Annotated in this window: 25 protein-coding genes; 10 read left to right on the top strand and 15 right to left on the bottom strand. The window is 63.4% G+C overall.

Annotated elements, in window-relative coordinates; genetic code table 11:
- Positions 1-190: 190 nt before the first annotated feature.
- The 5 genes from DM374_RS17080 to DM374_RS17060 form a co-directional block, all read right to left on the bottom strand.
- The gene (locus tag DM374_RS17080) at positions 191-493 is read right to left on the bottom strand and encodes a hypothetical protein (RefSeq protein ID WP_110970920.1); all 303 of its coding nucleotides are present in this window, start codon (positions 491-493) and stop codon (positions 191-193) included.
- 202 nt (positions 494-695) lie between these two features.
- Positions 696-887: a hypothetical protein gene (locus tag DM374_RS17075; RefSeq protein WP_110970919.1), complete on the bottom strand. Its 192-nt coding sequence runs from the start codon at positions 885-887 to the stop codon at positions 696-698.
- A 172-nt stretch (positions 888-1,059) separates the two neighbouring features.
- Entirely contained in the window at positions 1,060-1,944 is an 885-nt protein-coding gene (locus DM374_RS17070) for an EamA family transporter (RefSeq protein ID WP_110970918.1), read from the bottom strand.
- A gap of 136 nt (positions 1,945-2,080) precedes the next feature.
- Positions 2,081-2,632: an ATP-dependent Clp protease proteolytic subunit gene (locus tag DM374_RS17065; RefSeq protein WP_110970917.1), complete on the bottom strand. Its 552-nt coding sequence runs from the start codon at positions 2,630-2,632 to the stop codon at positions 2,081-2,083.
- Between the two features lie 60 nt (positions 2,633-2,692).
- Positions 2,693-3,088: a low affinity iron permease family protein gene (locus DM374_RS17060; protein ID WP_110970916.1), complete on the bottom strand. Its 396-nt coding sequence runs from the start codon at positions 3,086-3,088 to the stop codon at positions 2,693-2,695.
- A gap of 159 nt (positions 3,089-3,247) precedes the next feature.
- Here DM374_RS17060 and DM374_RS17055 point away from each other — a divergent pair, with 159 nt between their 5' ends.
- Positions 3,248-4,159 carry a DUF72 domain-containing protein gene (locus tag DM374_RS17055; RefSeq protein ID WP_225422522.1) on the top strand — a complete coding sequence of 304 codons (912 nt, stop codon included), beginning with the start codon at positions 3,248-3,250 and terminating at the stop codon, positions 4,157-4,159.
- Between the two features lie 154 nt (positions 4,160-4,313).
- Here the strand turns inward: DM374_RS17055 and DM374_RS17050 are convergent, their stop codons facing one another.
- The gene (locus DM374_RS17050; RefSeq protein WP_110970931.1) at positions 4,314-4,550 is read right to left on the bottom strand and encodes a metallothionein; all 237 of its coding nucleotides are present in this window, start codon (positions 4,548-4,550) and stop codon (positions 4,314-4,316) included.
- 17 nt (positions 4,551-4,567) lie between these two features.
- Positions 4,568-5,047, bottom strand: coding sequence for a phosphotransferase system, HPr-related protein (locus DM374_RS17045; RefSeq protein WP_110970914.1), 480 nt, complete (start codon positions 5,045-5,047; stop codon positions 4,568-4,570).
- A gap of 167 nt (positions 5,048-5,214) precedes the next feature.
- Between DM374_RS17045 and ligD the strand changes: the two genes are divergently transcribed.
- The 6 genes from ligD to DM374_RS17015 are packed head-to-tail and all read left to right on the top strand — an operon-like array spanning position 5,215 to position 10,978.
- Positions 5,215-7,680, top strand: coding sequence for a DNA ligase D (ligD, locus tag DM374_RS17040; RefSeq protein ID WP_110970913.1), 2,466 nt, complete (start codon positions 5,215-5,217; stop codon positions 7,678-7,680).
- Positions 7,680-7,943: a hypothetical protein gene (locus DM374_RS17035; protein WP_110970912.1), complete on the top strand. Its 264-nt coding sequence runs from the start codon at positions 7,680-7,682 to the stop codon at positions 7,941-7,943. Before ligD ends, DM374_RS17035 begins: the two co-directional genes overlap by 1 nt.
- A complete protein-coding gene (locus DM374_RS17030; RefSeq protein WP_110970911.1) occupies positions 7,940-8,983 on the top strand; it encodes an acyl-CoA dehydrogenase family protein in 1,044 nt (347 codons plus the stop codon). The genes DM374_RS17035 and DM374_RS17030 overlap by 4 nt, the downstream gene beginning before the upstream one ends.
- Positions 8,980-9,732 carry a PIG-L deacetylase family protein gene (locus DM374_RS17025; protein WP_110970910.1) on the top strand — a complete coding sequence of 251 codons (753 nt, stop codon included), beginning with the start codon at positions 8,980-8,982 and terminating at the stop codon, positions 9,730-9,732. Before DM374_RS17030 ends, DM374_RS17025 begins: the two co-directional genes overlap by 4 nt.
- A complete protein-coding gene (locus tag DM374_RS17020) occupies positions 9,729-10,328 on the top strand; it encodes a class I SAM-dependent methyltransferase (RefSeq protein ID WP_110970909.1) in 600 nt (199 codons plus the stop codon). The genes DM374_RS17025 and DM374_RS17020 overlap by 4 nt, the downstream gene beginning before the upstream one ends.
- A complete protein-coding gene (locus tag DM374_RS17015) occupies positions 10,325-10,978 on the top strand; it encodes a glycosyltransferase (protein ID WP_110970908.1) in 654 nt (217 codons plus the stop codon). The genes DM374_RS17020 and DM374_RS17015 overlap by 4 nt, the downstream gene beginning before the upstream one ends.
- A 292-nt stretch (positions 10,979-11,270) precedes the next feature.
- Here DM374_RS17015 and ku read toward each other — a convergent pair whose 3' ends face one another.
- From ku to DM374_RS16985, 8 genes are all read right to left on the bottom strand, one after another.
- Positions 11,271-12,128, bottom strand: coding sequence for a non-homologous end joining protein Ku (ku, locus tag DM374_RS17010; protein ID WP_110970907.1), 858 nt, complete (start codon positions 12,126-12,128; stop codon positions 11,271-11,273).
- Positions 12,129-12,137: 9 nt separating this feature from the next.
- Positions 12,138-12,272, bottom strand: a complete 135-nt coding sequence (locus DM374_RS34095) for a PSPA7_2676 family Cys-rich small protein (protein WP_263854287.1) — start codon at positions 12,270-12,272, stop codon at positions 12,138-12,140.
- 134 nt (positions 12,273-12,406) lie between these two features.
- Positions 12,407-12,871, bottom strand: a complete 465-nt coding sequence (locus DM374_RS17005; protein ID WP_157969717.1) for a hypothetical protein — start codon at positions 12,869-12,871, stop codon at positions 12,407-12,409.
- 328 nt (positions 12,872-13,199) lie between these two features.
- Complete coding sequence (locus tag DM374_RS33495; RefSeq protein ID WP_175651696.1) at positions 13,200-13,373, bottom strand: hypothetical protein; 174 nt, start codon at positions 13,371-13,373, stop codon at positions 13,200-13,202.
- A 142-nt stretch (positions 13,374-13,515) separates the two neighbouring features.
- A complete protein-coding gene (locus DM374_RS17000) occupies positions 13,516-13,698 on the bottom strand; it encodes a con-10 family general stress protein (RefSeq protein WP_095159252.1) in 183 nt (60 codons plus the stop codon).
- 197 nt (positions 13,699-13,895) lie between these two features.
- Positions 13,896-14,375, bottom strand: a complete 480-nt coding sequence (locus tag DM374_RS16995; protein WP_110970905.1) for a copper chaperone PCu(A)C — start codon at positions 14,373-14,375, stop codon at positions 13,896-13,898.
- Positions 14,375-14,980 carry an SCO family protein gene (locus DM374_RS16990; RefSeq protein WP_110970904.1) on the bottom strand — a complete coding sequence of 202 codons (606 nt, stop codon included), beginning with the start codon at positions 14,978-14,980 and terminating at the stop codon, positions 14,375-14,377. The genes DM374_RS16995 and DM374_RS16990 overlap by 1 nt, the downstream gene beginning before the upstream one ends.
- Positions 14,981-15,171: 191 nt before the next feature.
- Complete coding sequence (locus tag DM374_RS16985) at positions 15,172-15,651, bottom strand: hypothetical protein (RefSeq protein WP_157969716.1); 480 nt, start codon at positions 15,649-15,651, stop codon at positions 15,172-15,174.
- A gap of 235 nt (positions 15,652-15,886) precedes the next feature.
- Here DM374_RS16985 and DM374_RS16980 point away from each other — a divergent pair, with 235 nt between their 5' ends.
- From DM374_RS16980 to DM374_RS16970, 3 genes are read left to right on the top strand one after another with little or no spacing between them, the layout of a single operon-like run.
- On the top strand, positions 15,887-16,759 hold the full coding sequence (locus DM374_RS16980; RefSeq protein WP_110970902.1) for a helix-turn-helix transcriptional regulator: 873 nt from the start codon (positions 15,887-15,889) through the stop codon (positions 16,757-16,759).
- A gap of 13 nt (positions 16,760-16,772) precedes the next feature.
- Positions 16,773-18,350: a hypothetical protein gene (locus DM374_RS16975; protein ID WP_110970901.1), complete on the top strand. Its 1,578-nt coding sequence runs from the start codon at positions 16,773-16,775 to the stop codon at positions 18,348-18,350.
- Positions 18,351-18,356: 6 nt separating this feature from the next.
- Positions 18,357-22,616 (top strand): AAA family ATPase, encoded by a 4,260-nt coding sequence (locus DM374_RS16970; protein ID WP_225422521.1) that lies wholly within the window; start codon positions 18,357-18,359, stop codon positions 22,614-22,616.
- Positions 22,617-22,794 lie beyond the last annotated feature (178 nt).

The raw sequence follows: 22,794 nt of genomic DNA, 5'->3' as shown, positions 1-22,794 counted from the left end.
AGACTGTAGAGACCCGCCGTAGAGGCGGAAGGGGCCGGTAGCCTCGCCACATCCAATGGATAAGCCCACAGCACCCAAGCCCAAGCCCAAGCCCAAGCCCAAGCCCCAAGATCATGCCCCCCGCCATTCAGTGAAACTCCATAAAAAAAGCCGACAAGGACAACCCTGCCGGCTTTCTTAAACAGTTAATTCACGCCTGGCGCAGCAGCGCCATCGGCTCTTCAGGTTGCAGCCCGGCGACCATCGCCCGGGCCCGATCGACACCCCAAACCAGCGAGCGACTCATGCTCTCGCCGGGGCGGGACGGGTAATACTCTTCCAGCATGGCCTTGCCCTGACGGGCATAAACGCCGAGAAAAAGCTGTGTTGCCCCGGTGCGCGACAGCCTCACCTGGACATCGATACTGGTGCCATCGCTGAACACCTCGTCATGACTGCGGCTGTGCAACCGGGCATCCGCCCATTCCCAATACTTCTCTTCCCTGATGCGCATTACAGTCCTCCACTGGATTTACCGCGCTAGTAAGGCACACATTACCCTCCCCCTCCAGCACCGCCGGGCGGCGCAATGAGCAAGATCAAGCAAAGCGGCATGAATTGGCACATTTCGCGTACCAGTCCGCGCTTTCGGGCAATGCCTTACCAAGAACAACGACGTAGCGCACAGGCCGAACAGGCCCCGAAGGGCGAGGGCTTCAGCGTTTTGGCAATGCTGCGGGCAGGAACCTGCGGCTTTCGATGCGCGAAGGCGTACGGGATTTCCAGGTGGCCTGGGCATCGTCCAGGGTCATGTTGGCGAAACCGAGGCGGAACGCCGCCTGGCCGCAACGCACCACGCTATTGACGGGAAATTCGTCACCGAGGTCTTCGAGAAATTGATCCTTCATTTACCGGCTCCCCTCTGAATTCGGTCGATACCGATCCCGCAGCGAGAGACCTGAAAATATCGACCTGGATGTTTCAGAGACTAGCCGGACATTTACGGACTGCTCAGTCACAAAGCAAAAAGACCGACAAATGGCGCAGTGCAATCATTCCGCCCGCGCCCCTCGCTGAATCTCAGGCTCGCGCCGGCAGGAACCTCGCTTTAAGGCGCGGCCCGAACACGTTGATCAGCAACCCGACCATCACCAGCAAACCGCCCCAGCACTGGATCGCGCTCAACCGCTCATCCAGCAGCAGTGCCGACGAACTCAGCCCCACCACCGGAACCAGAAGCGAAAAAGGTGCCACTTTGCCGGCCGGGTAACGCGACAGCAGCCGACTCCACAAGCCGTAGCCAAGCATTGTCGCGATCAGCGCCAGGTACACCAGCGACAGGATCGAGTTCATGCCGATATTGCGCAGCGACGTCTCGATCAGCGCCGGGCCTTCGAGGTACCACGACATGGCGAAGAACGGCAGCGGAGGCACCAGCGCGCCCCAGATCACCAACGCCATCAGATCGATATTGCCGAAGCGCCGGGTGATGATATTGCCCATCGCCCAGCAGGCACCGCCGCCGAGGGTGAGGATCAGCGCCAGCAACGGCACATGGCCGCCGTTCTCGCTGCCGATCAACGCAAGGCCCCCCGCCGCCACCAAAAGCCCCAGCACGCTGGCCGCACGCAGCCGCTCGCCAAGAAAAAACGCGGCGAAAATCATGGTGAAAAATGCTTGCGACTGCAGCACCAACGACGCCAGCCCCGGCGGCATGCCGTTGCCCATGGCTTCGAACAGAAAAGCGAATTGACCGAACGAAATGGTCAGCCCGTATGCCAGCAACCAGCGCCACGGCAACTGTGGTCGACGAATGAAAAACACCGCCGGGATCGCCACCAGCACAAAGCGCAGGCCGCCCAGCAGCATCGGCGGCAAGCCGTCCAGCCCGACCTTGATCACCACGAAATTCAAGCCCCAGGCGACGATCACCACCAGCGCCAACAACAGATCCTTGAGCGGCATGTTCCCCCCGGCTTATTTGTAATATTCGGAAACATCATAACGTTATTACAAAAGTCGCTCTACGCCGCGAAACGAGACTGGCGGCCCGGGTTGTGGCTGGGTCGTGATCGGATCGGTGCACCAGCACGCGGCAATCTCAGGCGTGGACGCTCCACTGGATGACATCCGCCCCCATCGGAGAATCGTCGATCGCCTGGATCAACCCGCACAGGATGGCTTCGTCGGGGGTGACGATGCGCGGATGCGACATCAGATAGCGCGGAATATCCAGCACCTGCTCCGCGCCCTCGGTGCGTTCGGCGACGATCTGCGCATAGAGCAGCAGGTCGTAATCCAGGCTCATCGCGTATTCCGCCATGCGCGCGTGGTCCACCGAGCCGTGCAGGTTCCAGTGAAAGGGATGGAACAGGAACTTGCTCAGGGCGCAGGCGGTGCGGTGCTCGCCGGCCAGGAACAGGATATTGCCCATGGACTCGACCGTGCCGAGGTTGTGGGTGTCGACCCGGATCGGCAGCGAGCGCAGGAAGTTGTACAGGCTGAAACCGTAGCTGCACTCCCCGCCCATGGTCGCGATGTTCAATTGCAGGCGTTCGGCGCCCTGTTGCAGCGCCCGCGAGCAGGTCGTGATCAGGTTGCCGCAGGTGGAGGAGTTGATCGGTCCGGTGAAGTGAATGATATGAGTGGTCATGCTCACCTCGTTTCAGGTCGGTTGCCGAGGGCCAGGCGGCGCCTCGGCGTCTTCCGTCGGTCAGGCGTCGTCGGCCTTCACGCCCTTTTTGCCGGGTGCCTTGTGCTCGGCTAGCTCGCCTAGATGCTGGTAGCGCTGGCGCAGTTCGTGCAGCTGCTTCTCGTCCAGATCGTCGAGCCCGAGCAACGCATTGTGCGCGCGCTTGGTAGTGCGCAGCAGTTCGTCGATCTTGATGTGCAACTCATCGGTGTCGCGGTTTTGCGTGTTCTGGATCAGGAACACCATCAGGAAGGTGACGATGGTGGTGGAGGTATTGATCACCAGTTGCCAGGTATCACTGAAATGAAACAAAGGCCCACTGAGCCCCCAGACCAATACCAGCCCGAAGGCGATACCAAACGTCATTGGCCGGCCCGTCCAGTTGGCCAGCTTCTGCGCGAAACGCGAGAACTTCATGCAGGTGCTCCTCACAACACAGTTCGACATTCGGTGGAGAGGCTGGCGAGGGCAAAGTTCAGTCAATTACATCTATCGGCGCCACTCGTCCATCGCCCTGAACCCACCGCCCCAGACTCCAGTCGCACGCCAATAAGAGTCATCGCAAAGGACACTCCGGTGAGCGAGATCCGCATTGGCATTTCCGGCTGGCGCTACGCCCCTTGGCGCAAGCAGTTCTACCCCGAGGGCCTGATCCAGGCCAAGGAGCTGGCATTCGCGTCGCGGGCAGTCAGCAGCATCGAGATCAATGGCTCGTTCTACGCCTTGCAAACCCCGCAGCGCTACGCCGAATGGCGCGACGACACGCCGGACGGCTTCGTGTTCGCGGTCAAGGCGCCGCGCTACATCACCCATGTGCGGCGACTGAAAGAGATCGCCGAACCGCTGGCCAATTTCTTCGCCTCCGGCCCGCTGCAACTCGGCGACAAGCTCGGGCCGATCCTCTGGCAGTTTCCGCCGAGCATGACGTTCGATCCCCAGCGCTTCGGCGACTTTCTCGAACGCCTGCCCCAGGACCGCCACGCCGCCACGCAATGCGCGCGCCAGTGCAGCGCGCGCATGAACAAGGACGGCGCCTTCGACAGCCACGGCAACGGTCCGCTGCGCCATGCCGTGGAGATCCGCAACGAGAGCTTTCGCAACGCCGAGTTCATCGAGCTGCTGCGCAAGCACGACGTTGCCCTGGTGGTGGCCGACACCGCCGGCAAGTGGCCGTACCTGGAAGACTTGACCGCCGATTTCCTCTATCTGCGCCTGCATGGCGATGCCGAGCTGTACGCCAGCGGCTACACCGAGCCCGCGCTGCAACGCTGGGCCCAGCGAATCAGCACCTGGAGCCGCGGCCAGCAGCCCGCTGATGCCCAACTGGCCGGGGCGCGCAAGGACGCGGTGAAAGGCGCCAAGGACGTCTATTGCTACTTCGACAACGACCTCAAAGTCCGCGCGCCCTTTGATGCCCGTGATTTGCTGGAGCGGCTGAAGCTAGCGGGTGGGCTGGAGACGGTGCCGGGCGAGCGTTGGGAGATTTGAGTGGCTTGATCGCGAGCAAGCTCGCTCCTACAGAAGCCGAAGCGGAGGGCGCCCATGGGTGGGTGGACACGTCCCCTGTAGGAGCGGCCGTTAGCCGCGATGCGCCGCGCAAGCGGCGCTCGATCGCAAGAACGCCGCAACCCTGCTACCCACCTCAAGGCGAAATTGGATCGCTGGCCGGAAACGTTTCTTCCAGCGCGTTATCCACACTGGATTCCTTGGGCTGTTCCGGCGCCTCGTCGCCACAATGGCAATCGCCCATGCGGCACGGTTCATCATGGGAATGGCCTCCAGCACAGGCCTCGCAACAATAGGACTGGCCATCGCGAACCACAGCATTGGCGCCTACTTCGCAGGTGCAACCAGGACAGGCGCAGTGATGATCGGACATGGTCATTTCCTCCTCGCTCATTGTTCTTCGTCATCGCCTTCGGCAGGCGAAACGCGGTCGGTCCAGGGCTTGCCATCGAGCGGCGCCGAGCGGGCCAGTTCGGCCTCATCAAGGCCCAGACCGCCACCAATCTCCGCGCCATCGACGCGACGCAATTCCTGGTCCGCAGGACCATCGCCACCGCGCTCGAACGCATCGCGGGCGCCGGTCTGGTCATACAGGGTGTCGGGGCTGAGGTCGTCGTAGTTGACGTTGTCCTCGTGCTGGCTTTCGGTAAGGGTCTCGCCGCCGCTCATGCCGCTACGCTCGACGCGTTCACGGGGAAACTCCTCGTCCACCTCGCGGCCCGGACGGGCATCGCCGGCACGGCCCTGGCGCTCGTCGTTGCGGTCGCTGAAGTCCAGTTCGCGCATTTCACCCATGCGGTCCTGGATATCGTCGATTTCCTGGGCCTGATGTGGCGTGGCTTCTGCGGGTTTATCGCTCTTCTCGATCATGACTGCCTCGGTGTCAGGTGGGCTCTCATGGAGTCGACTCCCCCACCCCGCCAATGATTCAGACTTTCCGCCATCCGGTCGGCAGCAGGCGGATTGAACTCCTGTCGCCAGCGCCCGCTCCCACTTGAAAGCACGCAGATTCCTCTCGCCATCGATCGGAGCCCGCCATGGCCAAGCCCAAGCCCTTGCAGGAGTACCAGCGCAAGCGCGACTTCGCCGCCAGCCCCGAGCCGGCCGGCAAGCAGGCCCGCGGCAAACCGGCGCGGGCGTTGCAGTTCTGCATCCAGAAACACGACGCCAGCCACCTGCACTACGACTTCCGCCTGGAGCTGGATGGCACCCTGAAAAGCTGGGCAATTCCCAAGGGTCCGTCGCTTGACCCAAGCGTGAAACGTCTCGCCGTGCACGTCGAAGACCACCCGCTGGACTACGCCGGTTTCGAAGGCCACATCCCCGAGGGCCATTACGGCGCCGGCGACGTGATCGTCTGGGACCGCGGCGTCTGGCTGCCCGAAGGCGACCCCCGTCAGGACTATGCCCGCGGCCGTCTGCATTTCGAGTTGCAGGGCGAAAAACTCGGCGGTCGCTGGGCGCTGTTTCGTACCCATCTGGGGGGCAAGAAGGAACAGTGGCTGCTGGTGAAATCCGCCGACAAGCGGGCACGTGACGCCAGCGACTACGACATTCTCGAAGCCGAGCCGGACAGCGTGATCAGCGACCGCAGCCTGCCCGCGACGGCGAAAGCCGCACCACCCAAAATGGCCGCCCGCCCGGCAAAAAAAGCCGCCGCGCAAAGCACCCTCCCCGAGCAGATCAAGCCGCAACTGGCGACCTTGGTGGACGCGGCGCCGGACGGCGATTGGCTCTACGAAATCAAGTTCGACGGCTACCGCATACTGGCCCGCATCGACGCTGGCGAGGTGCGGCTGTTCACCCGCAACGGCCATGACTGGACGGCGAAAATGCCCCATCAGGTCGCCGCGTTGAAGAAGCTCAAAATCCGTTCGGCGTGGCTCGACGGCGAGATGGTCGTCGCCGACGAAAACGGTGTGGCAGACTTCCAGGCCCTGCAAAACGCCTTCGATACCGAGCGCGATGAGCCCATCACCTACTACCTGTTCGACCTGCCGTTTCTCGACGGCCGCGACCTGCGCCGGTCCCCATTGCAGGAGCGCCGCACGGCGCTGGAGAAACTGCTGGCCAAGGCACCCGACGCCCTGCGCTACTCGGCCGCCTTCGCCGAGCCGGTGGATTCGCTGCTGGAAAGTGCCTGCCAGTTGAACCTCGAAGGCCTGATCGGCAAGCGCCTGGACAGCCTCTACGTCGAGCGCCGCAGCAGCGACTGGATCAAGCTCAAGTGCAAGAAACGCCAGGAGTTCGTGGTGCTCGGCTACACCGACCCGAAAGGCAGCCGCAGCGCCCTCGGCGCGTTGTTGCTCGGCCTGCACGATGACGGTGAATTGCGCTACGCCGGCAAGGTCGGCACCGGCTTCAGTACCGCCACCCTGAACAGCCTGCTGCAACGCCTGAGTCCATTGCAGACCGACCACCCGCCGCTGGCGAAACCACCCACCGGCGCCGACGTGCGCGGAGTGCACTGGCTGAAACCGGCGCTGCTGGCGGAAGTCAGCTTTGCCCAGATGACCCGCGACGGCATCGTCCGCCATGCCGTGTTCCATGGCCTGCGCGACGACAAGCCAGCCCGCGCCATCAACCTGGAGCGCGCCATGCCTGCCAAGTCCCAGCCCGCGAAAAAAAGCGCCAGCCTGCACCTGACCCACCCCGAACGCATCATCGATGCCAGCAGCGGCACCACCAAACTCAAGGTCGCCGAGTATTACGCGCAGGTCTCGGAACTCATCCTCCCGCACCTCAAAGACCGCCCGGTCGCGCTGGTGCGGGCGCCGGACGGCCTGAGCGGCGAGCTGTTCTTCCAGAAGCACGTCGCCCACCTCGATCTGCCAGGGGTCAAAAGCTACGACAAAGAACAAGCCGGCCAGGCAGCGATGGTCATCAATCGCCAGGACACCCTGCTCACCGCCGTGCAAATGAACATGCTTGAGCTGCACACCTGGAACGCCACCGCTACCCAGTTCGAACGGCCCGACCGCTTCATCCTCGACCTCGACCCGGACCCGGCGCTGCCGTGGAAGGCCATGGTCGAAGCCACCACCCTGACCTTGACCCTGCTGGACGAACTGGGGCTGCGCGCCTTTCTCAAGACCAGCGGCGGCAAGGGCATCCATGTGGTCGTGCCGCTGGTGCGGCGCGCCGGGTGGGACGAGGTGAAGGACTTCAGCCACGCCCTCGTCAAGCACCTGGCCGGGCTGTTTCCCGAGCGCCTGTCGGCGGTGTCGGGGCCGAAGAACCGGGTCGGACGGATCTTCATCGACTACCTGCGCAACGGCAAAGGCGCCACCACCGCCTGCGCCTGGTCGTTGCGGGCGCGGGAAGGCATGCCGGTCTCGGTGCCGATCTGGCGCGAGGAACTGGGCGAGATCAAGGGCGCGAACCAGTGGACCCTGGCCAACATCGAGCAACGCCTGGCCGAGGGCAACGACCCGTGGCAGGACTACGCCGGCATCCGCCAATCCATCAGCGCCAGCATGCGCAAGCGAATGGGCGGCAAATAATGGACTGGATCGATTGGCTGCAATGGCCGGCAATGCTGGCCACGGTGCTGGCAGCCTGGTGGATTGCTTCGCTGCATCCGGGTCGGCGCCGCATCGGTTTCATCTGCTTTATCGCCAGCAACCTGCTTTGGGCCCTGTGGGGCTGGCACACCCAGGCCTGGGCGCTGATCGTGCTGCAGGTGTGCCTGTTCGCGATGAACCTGCGCGGCCTGCGCAAAAACGACACGCCCACCACCGTAAGGGCCAAGGAGTCAACGCCATGAGCATCATTCAGGATTTCGATCTGGGCAGCCTGGACACCCTGCTGCGCAGTTTCACCGAGCGACCGCAGGCGCTGCACCTCGATACCCAGTTACCGGTGGTGATGCAATCGCTGCAACGGGATCATCTCGACCTGCTGCCCTTGCCCGGCCAGGGCCATACCCTGCAACGCTGGCAAACCCTGGCCCGGGTCGCCGGCTGCGACCTGGCCCTGGCCAAGCTTTATGAAGGCCATACCGACGCCCTGGCGATCCTCGCCGAGTGCGGCGCCAGCCACTGGGTCGGACCCGGGATCTGGGGCGTGTGGGCTGCCGAGCCGCCAGACGCCCGCACGCGCATCATCGAACGAGACGGCGAGCGGGTGATCCTCGAAGGCCGCAAGGCCTGGTGCTCCGGCGCGCTGCAGATCGACAACGCCCTGGTCACCGCCTGGGATGCCGACGAGCAGCCGCAACTGGTCGCCATCGAGCTGTCGCACCCGAGCCAGCGAATCATCGCCGAAGGCTGGCAGGCCGTGGGCATGGCCACCACCACCAGCGTACTGCTGGAGTTCGACCGTTCCCCGGCCGTGGCCATCGGCTCGCCGGGGCAGTACCTGTCACGGCCCGGGTTCTGGCAGGGCGGTGGCGGCATTGCGGCGTGTTGGTTCGGCGCCGCCGAAGCCCTGGCCGACTACCTGCGCGAACACTGCCGCAAGCCCCGCCCGGACCCGCACGCCGAAGCCCATCTCGGCGCGGTGGACGCCGCCCTCTGCGGCGCCCGCGCCACCTTGCGCGACTGCGCCGCGTGGATCGACGAGCATCCCGACAGCAACGCCGAACTGCCGGTGCGCCGCGCACGGGCGCAGGTGGAACAGGCGGTCAATCAGGTAATCGAGCATGTCGGCCGCGCCCTCGGCGCAACGCCCTATTGCCACAATAGCCACTTTGCCCGGCTCAGCGCCGACCTGCCGGTGTTCCTGCGCCAGAGCCACGCCGAGCGCGACCTCGCGGCATTGGGCCGGCAACTGGCGCAGTTTCCTGCCGGAGCGTGGCAGCTATGAGCCGCGAACTGTTCGAAGGCCCCGCCACCCTGCCCGCCGACTGGCAGCATTCGGCGCACCTCGCCCGGGCGACCTGGATCGAGCCCGACCAGCTCTGCCCGCCCGGCCGCCGGCTGGTGGTGGTGGCGCCGCACCCGGACGACGAGATCCTCGCCTGCGGCGGCCTGCTCGCCAGCCTGCGCGGTCGCGAGCAGGACCTGCTGCTGATTTCGGTCACCGATGGCGAGGGCAGCCACCCCGGCTCCACACACTGGACCGAACACCGCCTGCGTCGCCAGCGACCGCAGGAAAGCCGCCATGCGTTGCAACGCCTCGGCCTCGACGTGCAGGCTCTGGCTTGGCAACGCCTGAGTCTGAAGGACAGCGCCGTGGCGCGGGACGAAGCCTATCTGGTCAATCACCTCGGCCAGCTTCTCCAGCCCGGTGACCAATTGCTCTGCACCTGGCGCGGCGACGGTCATTGCGACCACGAAGCGGTGGGCCGCGCCTGTGCCCAGGCGGCCCAGGCCAAGGGCATTCAGTTGCTGGAAGTACCGGTGTGGGCCTGGTACTGGGCCGAGCCCGAGGACAGCCGCCTGCCGTGGGAACGTGCCTGCAAACTGCGCCTGGATCGCGATGCGTTGCAGCGCAAGCAACACGCCATCGCCGCCCACGTCAGCCAGATGGAAACCGATGAAGGCCGTCCGCCGGTGCTGCCGGCGGCGACCCTCGAATGCCTGATGCAACCTTTCGAACTGGTGTTCCGATGAGTGTCGATGCGCAGTATTTTGCCGGACTGTTCGCCGCCAGCGACGACCCGTGGGCCTTCCGCACCCGCTGGTACGAGCGGCGCAAGCGCGAGTTGATCATCGCCAGCCTGCCGCGGCAGTTTCACGAGCGGATCTTCGAACCGGCCTGCGCCAACGGCGAACTCAGCGCCGCCCTCGCCGAGCGTTGCGCCGAACTGCTGTGTCACGACCTCGACCCCACGGCCGTGGCACTGGCGCGGGAACGCCTGGTCTCGCTGCCCCATGTGCGGGTCGAAAACGGCCGGCTGCCCGGTGACTGGCCGGGCGGCTGCTTCGACCTGATCGTCCTCAGCGAAATTGGCTACTACCTCGATCCCGGCCAGTGGCTGCAGGTGATCGAACAGTCGGTCGCCAGCCTGACCGAGGATGGCGGCCTGCTCGCCTGCCACTGGCTGCACCCGATCGACGGCTGCCCGCAACAGGGCCGTGAGGTTCACGCGCTGCTGGAACAGCGGCTGCCGCTGTACCGCGTAATGCGTCATGAAGAAGCGGATTTTTTGCTGGAGTACTGGAGCTGCCAGCCGAGCGTGATCGACCTTGATGAGACCTGCCCATGATTGCCGTGATCATCCCCGCGCATAACGAAGCCGACGCCCTGCCCCGCTGCCTGGGCGCCGTGCAACTGGCGGCTCGCGCCGCCGAAGGGGCCGGGCACCGGGTGGAAATCCTCGTGGTGCTCGACCGCTGCGACGACGACAGCGCCCGCATCGCCGCGGCGCATGGCGTGGGTACCCTGGACGTGAACGTGCGCAATGTCGGCCAGGCGCGCCGGGCCGGGGCGGCGCTGATGCTGGAACGCGGCGCGCACTGGCTGGCCTGCACCGACGCCGACAGTTGCGTGCCGCCGGACTGGCTGCTCTGCCAACTGGACTGCGCCGCGGACGCGGTGTGCGGCACGGTTCACGTCGAGCAGTGGCAGCCGGAACAGAATGCGGCGTTCCAGGCGCTGTACCTGAGCCGCTATCAGGCGCGGGAAGATCACCGGCATATCCACGGCGCCAACCTCGGCATCTGCGCCCGCGCCTACCAGCGCGTGGGTGGCTTCCCGCCGTTGGCGTTGAACGAGGATGTGGAACTGGTCAACGCCCTGATGGCCAGCGGCGCCCATATTGTCTGGACCGCACGCAACAGCGTCAGCACCAGCAGCCGGCTGGACAGCCGGGCGCGGGGTGGGTTTGGGGATTATCTGAAATCGTTGGGAGGGTGACGCAACACCGTGGCTTGACGCGAAACCCTGTAGGAGCGGCCGTTAGCCGCGATGGGCCGCAAAGCGGCCCCAGAACAATCCAGCACCTTGTTTCTGGCGGGTCTGGGTCTAACATTCAAGCCTGCTCAAGGTCGAAACAAATGCCGGATGCACACCGCTAACTGGTGCGGGATGGTTTTGGGGCCGCTGTGCGGCCCATCGCGGCTAACGGCCGCTCCTACAGAATTGCAAGTGGCCGACGGTTTGCGATTGGCTGCAAGAGGTTCAAATCCCCATGCAGCAATAACGCCTCTCACGAAGCCTTGCGCCCCGTCCTCTTCCTCGCCGGCGCCTTCTTCTTCGGCTCCGCCACCTTGCCACTCTTCCCGCCCAGGCTGCGCTTCAACAGCTCGGTCAGATCGATGATGTCGGCGCCCTTGCCGCCAGCACTTTCCTCGCCCTGTTCCACCACCGAAATTTTGCCCTTGCTGGCCTTCTCCTCCACCAGATCCATGATGGTCTGGCGAAACACATTCTGGTATTCATCCGGCGTCCAGCTACCGCTCATGTCTTCCACCAGACGCTTGGCCATCTGCAACTCGCTTTTGTTGACCTTGGCCGTGGTCACACTGCTGTCCAGCTCCAGACTGTCGATACCGCGCACCTCATCCGGCCAACGCAAGGTGATCAGCACCAGCGCGTCCTCCAGCGGCCGCAACATCGCCAGATGCTGCTGGGTGTGCAGCACCAAAGTGGCGAGCGCCACCTTGCCGGTGCTTTCCAGGGTGTCGCGCAGCAACGCATAGACCTTGCCGCCGCGCTTGTCCGGGGCCAGGTAATACGGCGTGTCGAACTGCTGCAAAGGGATTTCCTGCGCGGCCACGAACGAGAAGATATCGATGGTCTGGGTCGCCTCGGGCCGGGCCTTGCAGATCTCGTCTTCGCTGATCACCACATAGCGGCCTTTCTCGTATTCAACGGCCTTGACGATGTCTTCCTTGCTGACCTCCTTGCCGGTGACCTTGTTGATCCGCTTGTAGCCCACGGGGTCCATGCTGCGCTGGTCCAGCCAGTCGAAATCGACCCGCTGGCTGCGCGTCGCCGACGCAAGCGCCACGGGGATATGCACCAGGCCGAAACTGATCGCGCCTTTCCAGATTGCTCGTGCCATAACGCGCTCCTATGGGTGGGGAATCCCGAGCTGGCGATAGCGCACGGCACCGCAGCGCTCACAGCACTGGCAATCCATTTGCTCGACGTCACTGCTCGACATCGAACGCCACTGGCAACCACGCAACAGGCAGATAAAGGTCATCGGCCACCTCCCGGGCACCCGTGAATCGGGCTCTTACAGGTAGTGACTCGCGGGAAGCGGAAAAGGTTTAGCCGGGATGGGCGGACGGCCGCGATCTGCACAGTGCGCCGCCCGTGAAATACGCCAATCAACGATCATCTCGATAGCGCAATAAGTACTTTTTCAAGCACGAAAAAAAACAGGTAAAAAACTGTCTGCATGAGCGTACAGCCCACCAACACAAAGACACAGCCAGTGAGGGCAACTCCAAACGACGACGCCGGGGGCTTTCGCTCAAACCAACGACCCGCGAATACAACGGCAAGGAACGCGCCGGGCAACGAGACCATATGCAGGACACCGACCATCCCGTCCTGCCACTGAGAGCGCCAGTTGATTTGCAGAACCAACAGGAACTCGATCGCCAGCGCTATACCCAAGCCGATGAGAAACCCTTTGCGCGGCGAAAACCAAATCGCAATCGGCAAGGCAACGGCGGGAATGACAAAGTAGTAATAAAGCCCTGCATACATTGCATCGCCGTACAGCAACACCAGTAATGGCACGATCAACGATATGAGGCAAAACGAAACAATATCGGTTCGATGAAATTGAATCACCACTGCCTCCATGGCGCGTTAGAACTTCACCCGTCTGACAAACTTCCGTCTCGTCACGCTTTATATCGTTCATGGCAACACTGGACACACTTACGGACAGCATCCCAGACAACGCTGTACTGCGCGAATTTTGAACATGTCGCTCTTGGTTTCCAGCCGCTATCCGGGATGTACAACGACTCTCTGAGCTAAGGAGTCCACCTGACCAATGTCAAGAAGCCACTCAGGAAAGAGTTGCGACAGGCACGATCCTCCTGGCACCCATACGGGACCACCAGGATCGCACCTGAAAGGTAAGTTGCTGTTCTGCCAAACACCATCCGTGCAGTCAGTTGTCACTGTCCTTGCTCGGCGCCAATTGCGACGCCGGGTTCTCCGCCGGCTGCTGCATCTGCAGCGACGGCTTGCTCGGGTCGGAGTCCTTGCCGGGGTGGTTGGAGTTGTCGAAGCAGCCGCCCAGCAGCAACAGGCCAGACAGCAGAAACACCGATGCACTTTTCATGGACAGTGCCCTCCACAGCGCTGCAAAAACAAAGCGGCGCATCGGGCCCAGGCCGCGATGCGCCAGTCAGACGGGGCACTGTTCATGCCCCGCCAGGTATTGCTGCGATTACGGAAGCTGTGATTACGGAAAGACCCCGCAATCAGGAGCGACCACCCTTGCGGCTGGTGTCGGTGGTTTTTTGCTTGTCCTGATTCATGCCACCCGAATGCTGGCCGCCTTTGCGTCCGGCTTCTGACGCTTTTTCCCGGTCATTGGCGAAGTTGCCCGGGTTGCCACCCTGCTTGCTACCTGTCTGACCAGTGCTTTTTTCGTTGTTAGCCATGATCTTTCACCTCATTGGAAAGCGAAGGGTGCACGGCTGATGCCGTACATGAATTGGGAGTACGGCTGGCGGGAGGGATTCGGTTTATTTGAGCACTGCCGGACAAGTGGCAGTAAATGACCGCAGGCGCTTGTTTGGCGCGCCAAGGGATTCATCACAAAGGAAAAACACGGGGCAGCGACGCTGCCCCGCGAGGATCACATGTTGCCGTGATCGTGATGCATGGCGTGGCCGCCGGCATCGTTGAGGGCGCGGACGGGCGCCTGCACCTCGATGGATTGCGAGGTGCCCTTGGCATCCTCGATCACCAGGGTCAGCGGCACTTGCTCGCCTTCCTTCAACTGCTGGTTCAGGCCCATCAGCATCACGTGATAACCGCTGGCATCGAGCACCACGGCCTTGCCGGCTGGCAGCGCCAAAGAGTCCACCGGGCCCATTGTCATCACGTCGCCGGTCATCTTCATCTGGTGGATCTGCACGGTCTTCGCCACCGTCGAACGCACCTCGACCAGTTTGCTGTCGGTGTCGGCGGTGAGGGTCATGAAGGCGCCGGAGGATTGCTGGTTGGCCACGGTGGCGCGGGCCCAGGCGTTGTCGACGCGGGTTTGCGCCAGCGCCGGCAACGCAGCGGCGCACAGGGCCAGCACTGCCAGGGCAGGTTTGAACAGGGAATGCATCAGCAGATCTCCATGAGGGTCAGCAGGTCTTCGGCGCATTCCTTGGCGTTCAGCGAATGGGACAGGCCAAGGTACAACCGGCCACGAGAATCGAAGACGAAACTGGTGGAAGAATGGGACACGGTGTAGGTGTCGCCCAACGGCACCTTCTCGTAGAACACGCCGAATTCCTTGGCGGTGGCAGCGATCTGTTCCGGTGTACCGGACAGCGCGGTGAAGGTCGGATCGAACGCCTTCACATAGTCATCCAGCACCTGCGGGGTGTCGCGCTCGGGGTCGAGGGTGATGAACACCACTTTGAGGAAATCGCCATCGCGGCCCATCAGCTTCTTGATCTGCACCGCACGCGCGAGGGTGGTCGGGCAAACGGCCGGGCACTGGGTGAAGCCGAAGAACACCATCGGCATCGAGCCGTAGAAACTCGACAGTGCGTAGGTGTCGCCGTGGACGTCCTTGAGTTTGAAGGAGCGGCCGAGGATCTTGTTGCTGAGGTCCTTGCCGTACTTGAAGTCGAGCTTTGGCGATGTGTCGCAGCCAGTCAGGGCACCGAGCCCCAGCAGGCTGAGCCCGGCGATAACCTTGCGCCGGGTCAGTAAATCATTCATGTAACCGTCCTTTCGGGAAGGTACGAGCCTCACAGCGAAGCCGTTCATTTCATGGTTTTTTGCGAGGCGGCATTTTGTCACGGTCGTTGACACCCCCGCCACCGCACAGCGCCCGGCGGATGCGACCCGATGTCGCAGCGAGGTCGGAAAAAGCGTAACAAGCCATGAACCGCAGGCCGTGCGGCGCTGGGCTACTCGAAGATTCCCAACCCGAAGAACACGAGCTGAAAGGCGGTAAAACCAAGGAATACGCCAGCCCCGCCAAACAGCAGCGCGGCAATCGAGGAGGTGTGTCCCCGGCGCTTCACCAGCAGCGCGGCGATCAGCAGCCCTGCCGCCGCCCCCGGCAGCGAGAACAGGTGCAGGATGCCGATCAGGCCATCCGGCCGCCCCGTGGCAGTCCAGTTGATTTGCAGGAACAACACGAACTCGACGGCCAGGCCTATCGCCACGCCGGTCAGAAAACCCGGTCGTACACCAAGCACGGTCACCATCAGCCAGGCCACGGCGGGAACGGCGAAGTAGTACCAGAGCCCGATGTACAGGGCGTCGCCCCACAGCAAAACCACTGCGGGAACCAGCAATGACACCAGCCAGAAACCCACCACGTCCGTTCTATAGGAATTGATCATTGGCAGCCTTGCCCGCTCGAGTGAAGGTTTCAGGAACACCTTCAGCGCAGTAAAGATGCCCGAAACGGAAATATCAACGCGCCATCAACGCCTGACTGACACGGCCTTTTGGCAACAGCGCCGGCCCGGCAAAGTGGCCACGCGCCAGCATCCGGGTTATTGTCGCCGTTTTTCTGACAGGGATGCGCTCGAAATGCTGTCAGTGCCACTGACACAGCCTGTCAGTGCGCCACGCTAGAGTCGCCGCCAACGTCCACCCGACACAGGACCCGTCATGGCGGCCCACGAACACGACACCCTGGCCCTGCGCCTCGCGGACATCCTCCGTCTGATGCAATCGGGCGAGCGCCCTACCCGCCTGCAACTTGCCGAACGCTTCGGCGTCAGCGAGCGGACCATCTACCGCGACCTCAACCGCCTGGGCGATGTCATCGAGCCCGGCGCCAACGGCGTCTATCAACTCGCCAGCCATTACCGCAGCAGCCTGTCGCCCGCCGACCTGCAGACCTTCGCCCGCATCAGCGGCGTCGAGCAGTTGTTTCCGGCCAGCGACCGCCGCTCCTGGCTCGACCTGCTCAAGCCGGGCCCGGCGAGTTTCCTGGTGCGCGACGGCCATTCAGGCGCGAGCCGCCCCGACCACCACGCGTTCCGCCAGCTGGGCCAGGCCATCGAGCGGCGCCAGCGCTGCCAGTTGAGCTACACCGGCAAGCTGCGGCGGGTCGAGCCCTACCGGCTGATCCACAACAAGGGCATCTGGTACCTCGCCGCCACCGAAAACGATCACCTGAAAAGCTTCGCCCTCGGGCGCCTCGGCGAGCTGCGCGTACTGGATGAAACCTTCGTGCCCAACGCCGACATCCAGGCGCAGATCGAAAACGACGATGACGTCTGGTTCGGCCAGGACCGCCTCGACGTCACCGTGCGGGTCGCCGCCAGCAACGCCCATTACTTCCTGCGGCGCAACGTGCTGCCGCACCAGCAACTGATCGAACAGCAAGACGACGGCCAACTGGTACTGCGTTGCCAGGTCAATCACCCCAACCAGTTGCTGCCGATCATTCGCTACTGGATTCCCCACGTACGCATTCTCGAACCCGTCTGGCTGCAGCAAAAACTGCGCGACGAACTGACCGACTACTTGCACTGAGGCAGGACACCCCATGACCGAAATGGAAAAGCCCCTGGGCGACGACTACGACAAAGACGACAGCATCGACTTCGAGCAGGTCGCCGAGGAGCAGGCGACGCGCATCGAAGGCGAGCTGTTCGAAAACACCGAGAACGCCAACAAGACCACGGCAGTGATCGCCTCCTTCGTCGCTTCGTGCAATGCGCGTGGCGAGAAACCGCTGGAGCTGTGGCTGAGTGATGAGTTCCGCAAATACCCGGACCTGTGGAAGGACGAGCAAGACCTGCTGCAGACCAGCCGCGAGGTGGTCCAGTCCACCGCGGCGTTCAACCAGTCCCGCGAGTCGCTGCAAGCGCACCTGGACACGGGCCGCAGCAAGGCTTCGTGGCTGGCCGGCGAGATCGAGAAAAACGCCGCCGTCACCGGCTCCGTGAATGTCGGCCAGTACGCCGGCGGCATCGACCGAGCGCTGGCCGATGCCAGCGAAAACGCCCGGAAGATCATCACCACCCAAGCCGGGCCGATCAACCAGAACCCCAACCTCAACGGCTTGATCGCCGAGCAGCATCACGTCGACACCTTCAATATCGACGCCGCCGCCAAAGGCAGCCCCTACCGCGCGCGGGTGGTCGGCTCCCAGGAACTGAACTCGGTCGACATCGAGATCGTCGACGGCAACGGCAATGTGGTCGGAAAATACCAGTCCAAGTACGGCGCCGACGCCAAGGCTACCAATACCCAACTGAACGGTGGTGATTACGCCGACCAGAAACGCCTGGTCCCCGAAGGCCAAAGCGCCGATGTGCCCGACAGCACCGAAGTGATCGAGGTCGACGGGGTCAAGTCCAAGCCGCTGTCCAAGGAAGAAGCCAAGGCCCTGCAGGAAAAGGCCCAGGCCGAGGAAGAGTCGCGCCAGTACGATTGGAACGACACCAACCGCATCGACATCGCCAAGCAGATCGGCAAGCAGGCAGTGGTCGGCGCCTGCATTGCGGTGGGCATGCAGGGCACGCGGATCCTCGCCCGACGCGCCTGGAACTGGCTGAACGGCCGGGAAAACCCCAGCGCCAATGACGAACTCAAAGAGTTCTTCGACAGTTCCCTGCGCGCCGGCACCAACACCGCCGCTCAGGTGGCGGTCTCCGGCGCCGTGGTGGTGGCGGTGAAGAACGGCTGGCTCGGCACCGCCCTGCGCGCCACGCCGGCGGGGCTGATCACCAACATCGCCTGCGTCGGCCTGCAGAACGCCAAGATCCTTTACAAGCTGGGCAAAGGCGAACTGACCGGCGAAGAGGCAATCGACGCCATCGGCAACACCACCGTGACCACGACCATGGCCATCGTCGCCGCCACCAAAGGCGCCTCGGTGGGCGCGGCGATCGGCACCGTCTTCGGACCGGTCGGCACCATGGTCGGCGGCTTTATCGGTGGCGTGGCCGGCGGTATTGCCGGTGGCCAGATCGGCGAGGTGATCTACAGCGCTGGCAAGGCCGTGGCCAAGACCGCGCTCAAGACCGTGGCGCGCGTCGTCGAAGGGGCTGGCCGGGCGCTGGAATCCATCGGGCGCGGGATCAGCAATTTCGCCTCTTCCCTCTTCTCCGGCTGGTAAGCACTGATGAACCTGCTCGAACTCAAGGACAAGATCAAATCCCACCTGGTCGCCGGCTATCCGGGGCTGTACATCCACTCCGGCGAAGAGGCGCGGGTCGACGCCATGCTCCAGGACGTCGCCGCGCAACTGAACCTGCACCCCAAGGAATGGAACCTCGGCTACGGCTGGGTGGATTTCTTCAACAAGCAACCGCGTGGCAGCCAGGGCGCGAAGACCGAGCTGGCCGACAGCCTGCCGGCGCTGCTCGATGATGACCTGGACGGCAAGCTGTTCATCCTCAAGGACGCCCGCAGCGCCCTGGAAAACCAGCCCCTGGCGGTAGCGCGGCTGAAGCAGTTGCTCAACCGCATCCAGCGCCATCATCGCGGTAAGGCCGCCGTGGTGCTGGTCTCGGAAACCCTGCACATCCCGCCGCCGATCGAAGCGCAGATCACCCTGCTGCCGCTGCCGTTGCCCCGCGGCGAGGAAATCGGCAGCCAACTCGACAGCGTCTGCCAGCACCTGGAGTTGCTGGTGCCGGAAAACCTCCGCCAGCGCTTGCATGCCGCCTGCAGTGGCCTGAGCCAGGAAGAAATCCGCTCGGCGCTGGCGATGGTCCGCTTGCAGCACGAACAGATCAACGATGCCGCCCTGGCGCTGATCCAGCACGAAAAGGAACAGATCATCGCCAAGAGCGGTGTGCTGGAAATGCTCCGGGTCAGCGAAAACGCCACGGATATCGGCGGTCTGGAGAACCTCAAGCTGTGGCTGGGACGCCGCGCGCAGATCTTCCGCCGCCTTGGCGAAGCTCACGACGCGCGGGTGCAGGCACCCAAGGGCGTGCTGATCGCCGGCATGCCCGGCTGCGGCAAATCCCTGACTGCCAAGGCTGCGGCCGGCCTGTTCCAGTTGCCGCTGCTGCGACTGGACATCGGCTCGCTGCTGGGCAAATACGTCGGCGAAAGCGAACACAACATGCGCCGCGCCCTGACCATGGCCGAGTCGGTCAGCCCGTGCATTCTCTGGATCGATGAACTGGAAAAAGCCTTCGTCGGCATGACCAGCGGCAGCGGATCGGAAGTGTCGTCGCGGCTGTTCGGCTACTTCCTGACCTGGATGCAGGAGAAGACCGGCGCGGTGTTCGTCATCGCCACCGCCAACAACATCACCGCCCTGCCCCCGGAACTGCTGCGCAAGGGGCGTTTCGACGAAGTGTTCTATGTCGGCTTCCCCAACGCCGCCGAGCGTGGGGCGATCCTCGATATCCACCTCAAGGGCGAGGAGCTTGAACTCTCAGCCGAGGAGCGCAGCACGCTGATCACCCAGTGCCGCGACTACGCCGGCGCAGATATCCAGAACGCCATTAACGAGGCGCGGGAAGCTGCCTTCCTCGACAGCCGCGCGCTGAAGTTCGAGGACGTCGAAGTCGCCATCGAATTGACCGTACCGTTGCGCGAAACCCTGCGTGAGCAGGTGGCGAAGTACGAAGAGCTGTTCGAAAAACTCAAGCTCAAGCCGGCCTCGGCCTGCGACGGCCTGAGCGTGGCGCAGATGATCCAGATGGCTGACAGCGTCAATGCGCTGCGCCGCGAAGAAGTCGCCAGAAGTGAAGACTGCCCGGACGACTTGCTGGAAAAACTCGCGGGCGATCAGGTCGAAGACATCCGCATCGCGGTGTACAGCAACCCCAATTGCCCGGAGCGCGTACTGACCCTGCGGATCAACATCGAGGATAAACATCCCGATTTCGACCTCGACCTGCTGCACCTGGCCTGCGTCCACCCGCAGGCACCGCAAGACCTGCTGGCCAGCGAGTTCCACCGTCTTGGGCTGAAACCCGAACACCGGCGCCTGCTGGCGACCAAGAGCAGCCACGAACCGCTACTGCGGGAAATGCTGAAGGACAAGGACTCCGAGGTTCGCCGCGCCCTGGCGCAGAACCGCCATATCGGCAACGATACCCAGCGCCAGCTCAGCAAGGACAGCGAAGACAGCGTACGCGTGGCCCTCGCGGGCAATCCGGTGCTGTCCAGTGAAGTGCAATCGCTGTTGTCGCGGGACGCGCACGCCGACGTCCGCGAAACCCTCGCCCGGCTGCCGTCCTTGAGCGAGACGGTGCAACTGAACCTGACCCAGGATGAGGATGCCGAGGTGCACCTGGCACTGGCGTCGCGCGGCGGTGAAGCTGCGCTGCCCGACTCGGTGCAACTGCAACTGGCCCAGGACGGCATGGACGTGCGCTTGCAACTGGCCAGCAACCCGGCCATCGGCGGGCCCGCACAATTGCTGCTGGCCCAGGACGCTCACATTGAAGTGCGCAAGGCCCTGGCCCGCCACCCCGCCTTGGCAAGCGCGACCCTGCAATACCTGGCCAAAGACAGCGAATCGGTGCAGGTCGAACTGGCCGGCAACCGCACCCTGAACTCGGCACTGTTGCAACGCGGCCTGGTGCAAAGCGAATCCGCTGAAGTGCGTGCGGCGCTGGCCGGCAACGATCACGCCAGCGTCGAGATTCTCGGGCTGCTGTCCCGTGACCCGGATGCCTCGGTACGCGAGAAGCTGGTCAGCAACGACGCCATCAATGCGCAGATCATCGACACCTTGCTGCAAGACCCGCACACCGAAGTTCGCGAAGCCATGCTGATCTGGTGCCCGGGGCTGTCCGCCGAACAGCAGCAACGCATCGCCAAAGATCCCGAGTCGAGCGTCCGCGAGCAATTTGCCTGGTACTGCGAACTGAATGACGACACGCAAGCGCAACTGCTCGGCGACAACGCGCAGGTGCGCGAAAACCTCGCACGCAACTATCGCATCGTAAACCGCATCCAGCAGGAGCTTGCCGTCGACGGCGAGGTCGACGTGCGTCGTGCTCTGGCGCGAAACCTGAGTCTGGCCGGCCCCGTCCAGGCACGCCTGGCGGAAGATCCTGACAGTGGTGTGCGCACAGATCTGGCAGGCAACCGGGAACTGACTGCACCAGTGTTCGCCTTGCTGCTAAAGGACGTCAAGGCGGTCCAGATCGAGCTGGCCCAGCATGCAAACCTGACGCAAGGGCAATACGCGCAATTGGTCAGAAGCGAGTTCGACGAAGTGCGGCAAACCCTGGCCGGCAACACCAGCCTCGGCGAAGACGTGATGCGCGAACTTGCTCAGGCGACACCTGCGCCCGCCCTGCACGCCGCCTGGTATGTGATCCCCGAGCCTTCGAAGGTCGACCTGGCCCTGGCGGGTAATGCCAAACTGCCAGTGAACTTGCAAAGCGATTTCCACACCAATTGGATCAAATCGACACCACTGATGGAAGTGCTTGCCGGCAACCCGGCGCTGGACTCAGCGCTGCAAGGGAAGCTGGCAACACACAGCGAGTACTCCGTCCGCGCGAAGCTCGCGGCCAACCCGAAACTGGCACTGGACGTAGCGCAAAAGCTGGCCAAGGACTCCACTGCGACCGTGCGCTCGGCCCTGATCGGCAGCCAGCCGCTGCCCGCCGATATCGAGGAGCGCTTGTGCGGCGACAGTTCGTACAACATCCGTGTTGCCCTGGCGGCCAACCCGCACCTCAGCAAGCAGACCCAGCAAACACTGGCCACAGACAACGATGAAGACGTACGTACCGAGCTGCTGAAGCGGGCCAACGGCCACTCGGGCTTCGCCTTGAAATTGCTGGCCCAGGGTCTGCTCGCTCAGGACGACGCGTTCGAGATTCGTGCATTGCTGGCCCAACACCCACACTTGAGCCTCGCCCTGCAAAGCCACCTCGCCGAGGACGACTCCACCACGGTGCGCAAGGCCCTGGCCGGACAACCCACCAGTCGCTGGGGCCGGGCACTGAGCGAAGAAGTGCAACTGCGCCTGCTGAAAGACCGCGAAAGCAGTGTGCGTGTAGCGCTGGCGGGCAATGCCCAGTTGTTACCTCATGTGCAATTGGCGCTGGCCCGGGACACCGATATCAAGGTGCGCAAGGCGCTGATCGACAAGAGCAGCAGCTATGGCCCTCGCCTGCTGATCGTGGCGCAGAAGACCCTCGCCAACGATGCCAGCGAGGAGGTGCGGATCGCCTTGGCGAGAAAGCTGTTCGGCAGCCATGCGCCGGCCAGCAACGAGGAAACCCTGCTGACACTGGCGGGTGACAGCAGTCTAGAGGTCAAGGAAGCCATCGCCTTCTCCCTGAGCTTCGGCGACTCGCCGCTCAGCGAAGCGGTCATGAACCGCCTTATGGACGGCCTCGACGAGGAAACACGCGCGTCGCTAGAGGACATACTGGCAAGCTGCGACGAGGACTGAGCCGACAGCAATAATTGTTCCCACAAGGATCCCCTGAAACTTGTGGGAACAATTAACCCGGCGCGTCATTGGCAATTTGCGATACATCCGTCAAATCCCATAGCCAAACCAGACACCTCCCACACAACTGTCACAAAACGGCCCACTTCCTGCTGTCGGTTCGCTGACGCATCTTCAA

Origin of the sequence: Pseudomonas huaxiensis, assembly GCF_003231275.1 — a bacterium.
In the GTDB taxonomy this organism is placed as follows: domain Bacteria; phylum Pseudomonadota; class Gammaproteobacteria; order Pseudomonadales; family Pseudomonadaceae; genus Aquipseudomonas; species Aquipseudomonas huaxiensis.
Note: the sequence above shows the minus strand (reverse complement) of the source record. Positions and strands in the feature narration are given on the sequence as shown.

Coding starts and splice junctions, on each gene's coding strand:
- DM374_RS17080 (WP_110970920.1), bottom strand. CDS start 493: ATGCGCATCAGGGAAGAGAAGTATTGGGAATGGGCGGATGCCCGGTTG.
- DM374_RS17075 (WP_110970919.1), bottom strand. CDS start 887: ATGAAGGATCAATTTCTCGAAGACCTCGGTGACGAATTTCCCGTCAAT.
- DM374_RS17070 (WP_110970918.1), bottom strand. CDS start 1,944: ATGCCGCTCAAGGATCTGTTGTTGGCGCTGGTGGTGATCGTCGCCTGG.
- DM374_RS17065 (WP_110970917.1), bottom strand. CDS start 2,632: ATGACCACTCATATCATTCACTTCACCGGACCGATCAACTCCTCCACC.
- DM374_RS17060 (WP_110970916.1), bottom strand. CDS start 3,088: ATGAAGTTCTCGCGTTTCGCGCAGAAGCTGGCCAACTGGACGGGCCGG.
- DM374_RS17050 (WP_110970931.1), bottom strand. CDS start 4,550: ATGTCCGATCATCACTGCGCCTGTCCTGGTTGCACCTGCGAAGTAGGC.
- DM374_RS17045 (WP_110970914.1), bottom strand. CDS start 5,047: ATGATCGAGAAGAGCGATAAACCCGCAGAAGCCACGCCACATCAGGCC.
- ligD (WP_110970913.1), top strand. CDS start 5,215: ATGGCCAAGCCCAAGCCCTTGCAGGAGTACCAGCGCAAGCGCGACTTC.
- DM374_RS17035 (WP_110970912.1), top strand. CDS start 7,680: ATGGACTGGATCGATTGGCTGCAATGGCCGGCAATGCTGGCCACGGTG.
- DM374_RS17030 (WP_110970911.1), top strand. CDS start 7,940: ATGAGCATCATTCAGGATTTCGATCTGGGCAGCCTGGACACCCTGCTG.
- DM374_RS17025 (WP_110970910.1), top strand. CDS start 8,980: ATGAGCCGCGAACTGTTCGAAGGCCCCGCCACCCTGCCCGCCGACTGG.
- DM374_RS17020 (WP_110970909.1), top strand. CDS start 9,729: ATGAGTGTCGATGCGCAGTATTTTGCCGGACTGTTCGCCGCCAGCGAC.
- DM374_RS17015 (WP_110970908.1), top strand. CDS start 10,325: ATGATTGCCGTGATCATCCCCGCGCATAACGAAGCCGACGCCCTGCCC.
- ku (WP_110970907.1), bottom strand. CDS start 12,128: ATGGCACGAGCAATCTGGAAAGGCGCGATCAGTTTCGGCCTGGTGCAT.
- DM374_RS34095 (WP_263854287.1), bottom strand. CDS start 12,272: ATGACCTTTATCTGCCTGTTGCGTGGTTGCCAGTGGCGTTCGATGTCG.
- DM374_RS33495 (WP_175651696.1), bottom strand. CDS start 13,373: ATGAAAAGTGCATCGGTGTTTCTGCTGTCTGGCCTGTTGCTGCTGGGC.
- DM374_RS17000 (WP_095159252.1), bottom strand. CDS start 13,698: ATGGCTAACAACGAAAAAAGCACTGGTCAGACAGGTAGCAAGCAGGGT.
- DM374_RS16995 (WP_110970905.1), bottom strand. CDS start 14,375: ATGCATTCCCTGTTCAAACCTGCCCTGGCAGTGCTGGCCCTGTGCGCC.
- DM374_RS16990 (WP_110970904.1), bottom strand. CDS start 14,980: ATGAATGATTTACTGACCCGGCGCAAGGTTATCGCCGGGCTCAGCCTG.
- DM374_RS16980 (WP_110970902.1), top strand. CDS start 15,887: ATGGCGGCCCACGAACACGACACCCTGGCCCTGCGCCTCGCGGACATC.
- DM374_RS16975 (WP_110970901.1), top strand. CDS start 16,773: ATGACCGAAATGGAAAAGCCCCTGGGCGACGACTACGACAAAGACGAC.
- DM374_RS16970 (WP_225422521.1), top strand. CDS start 18,357: ATGAACCTGCTCGAACTCAAGGACAAGATCAAATCCCACCTGGTCGCC.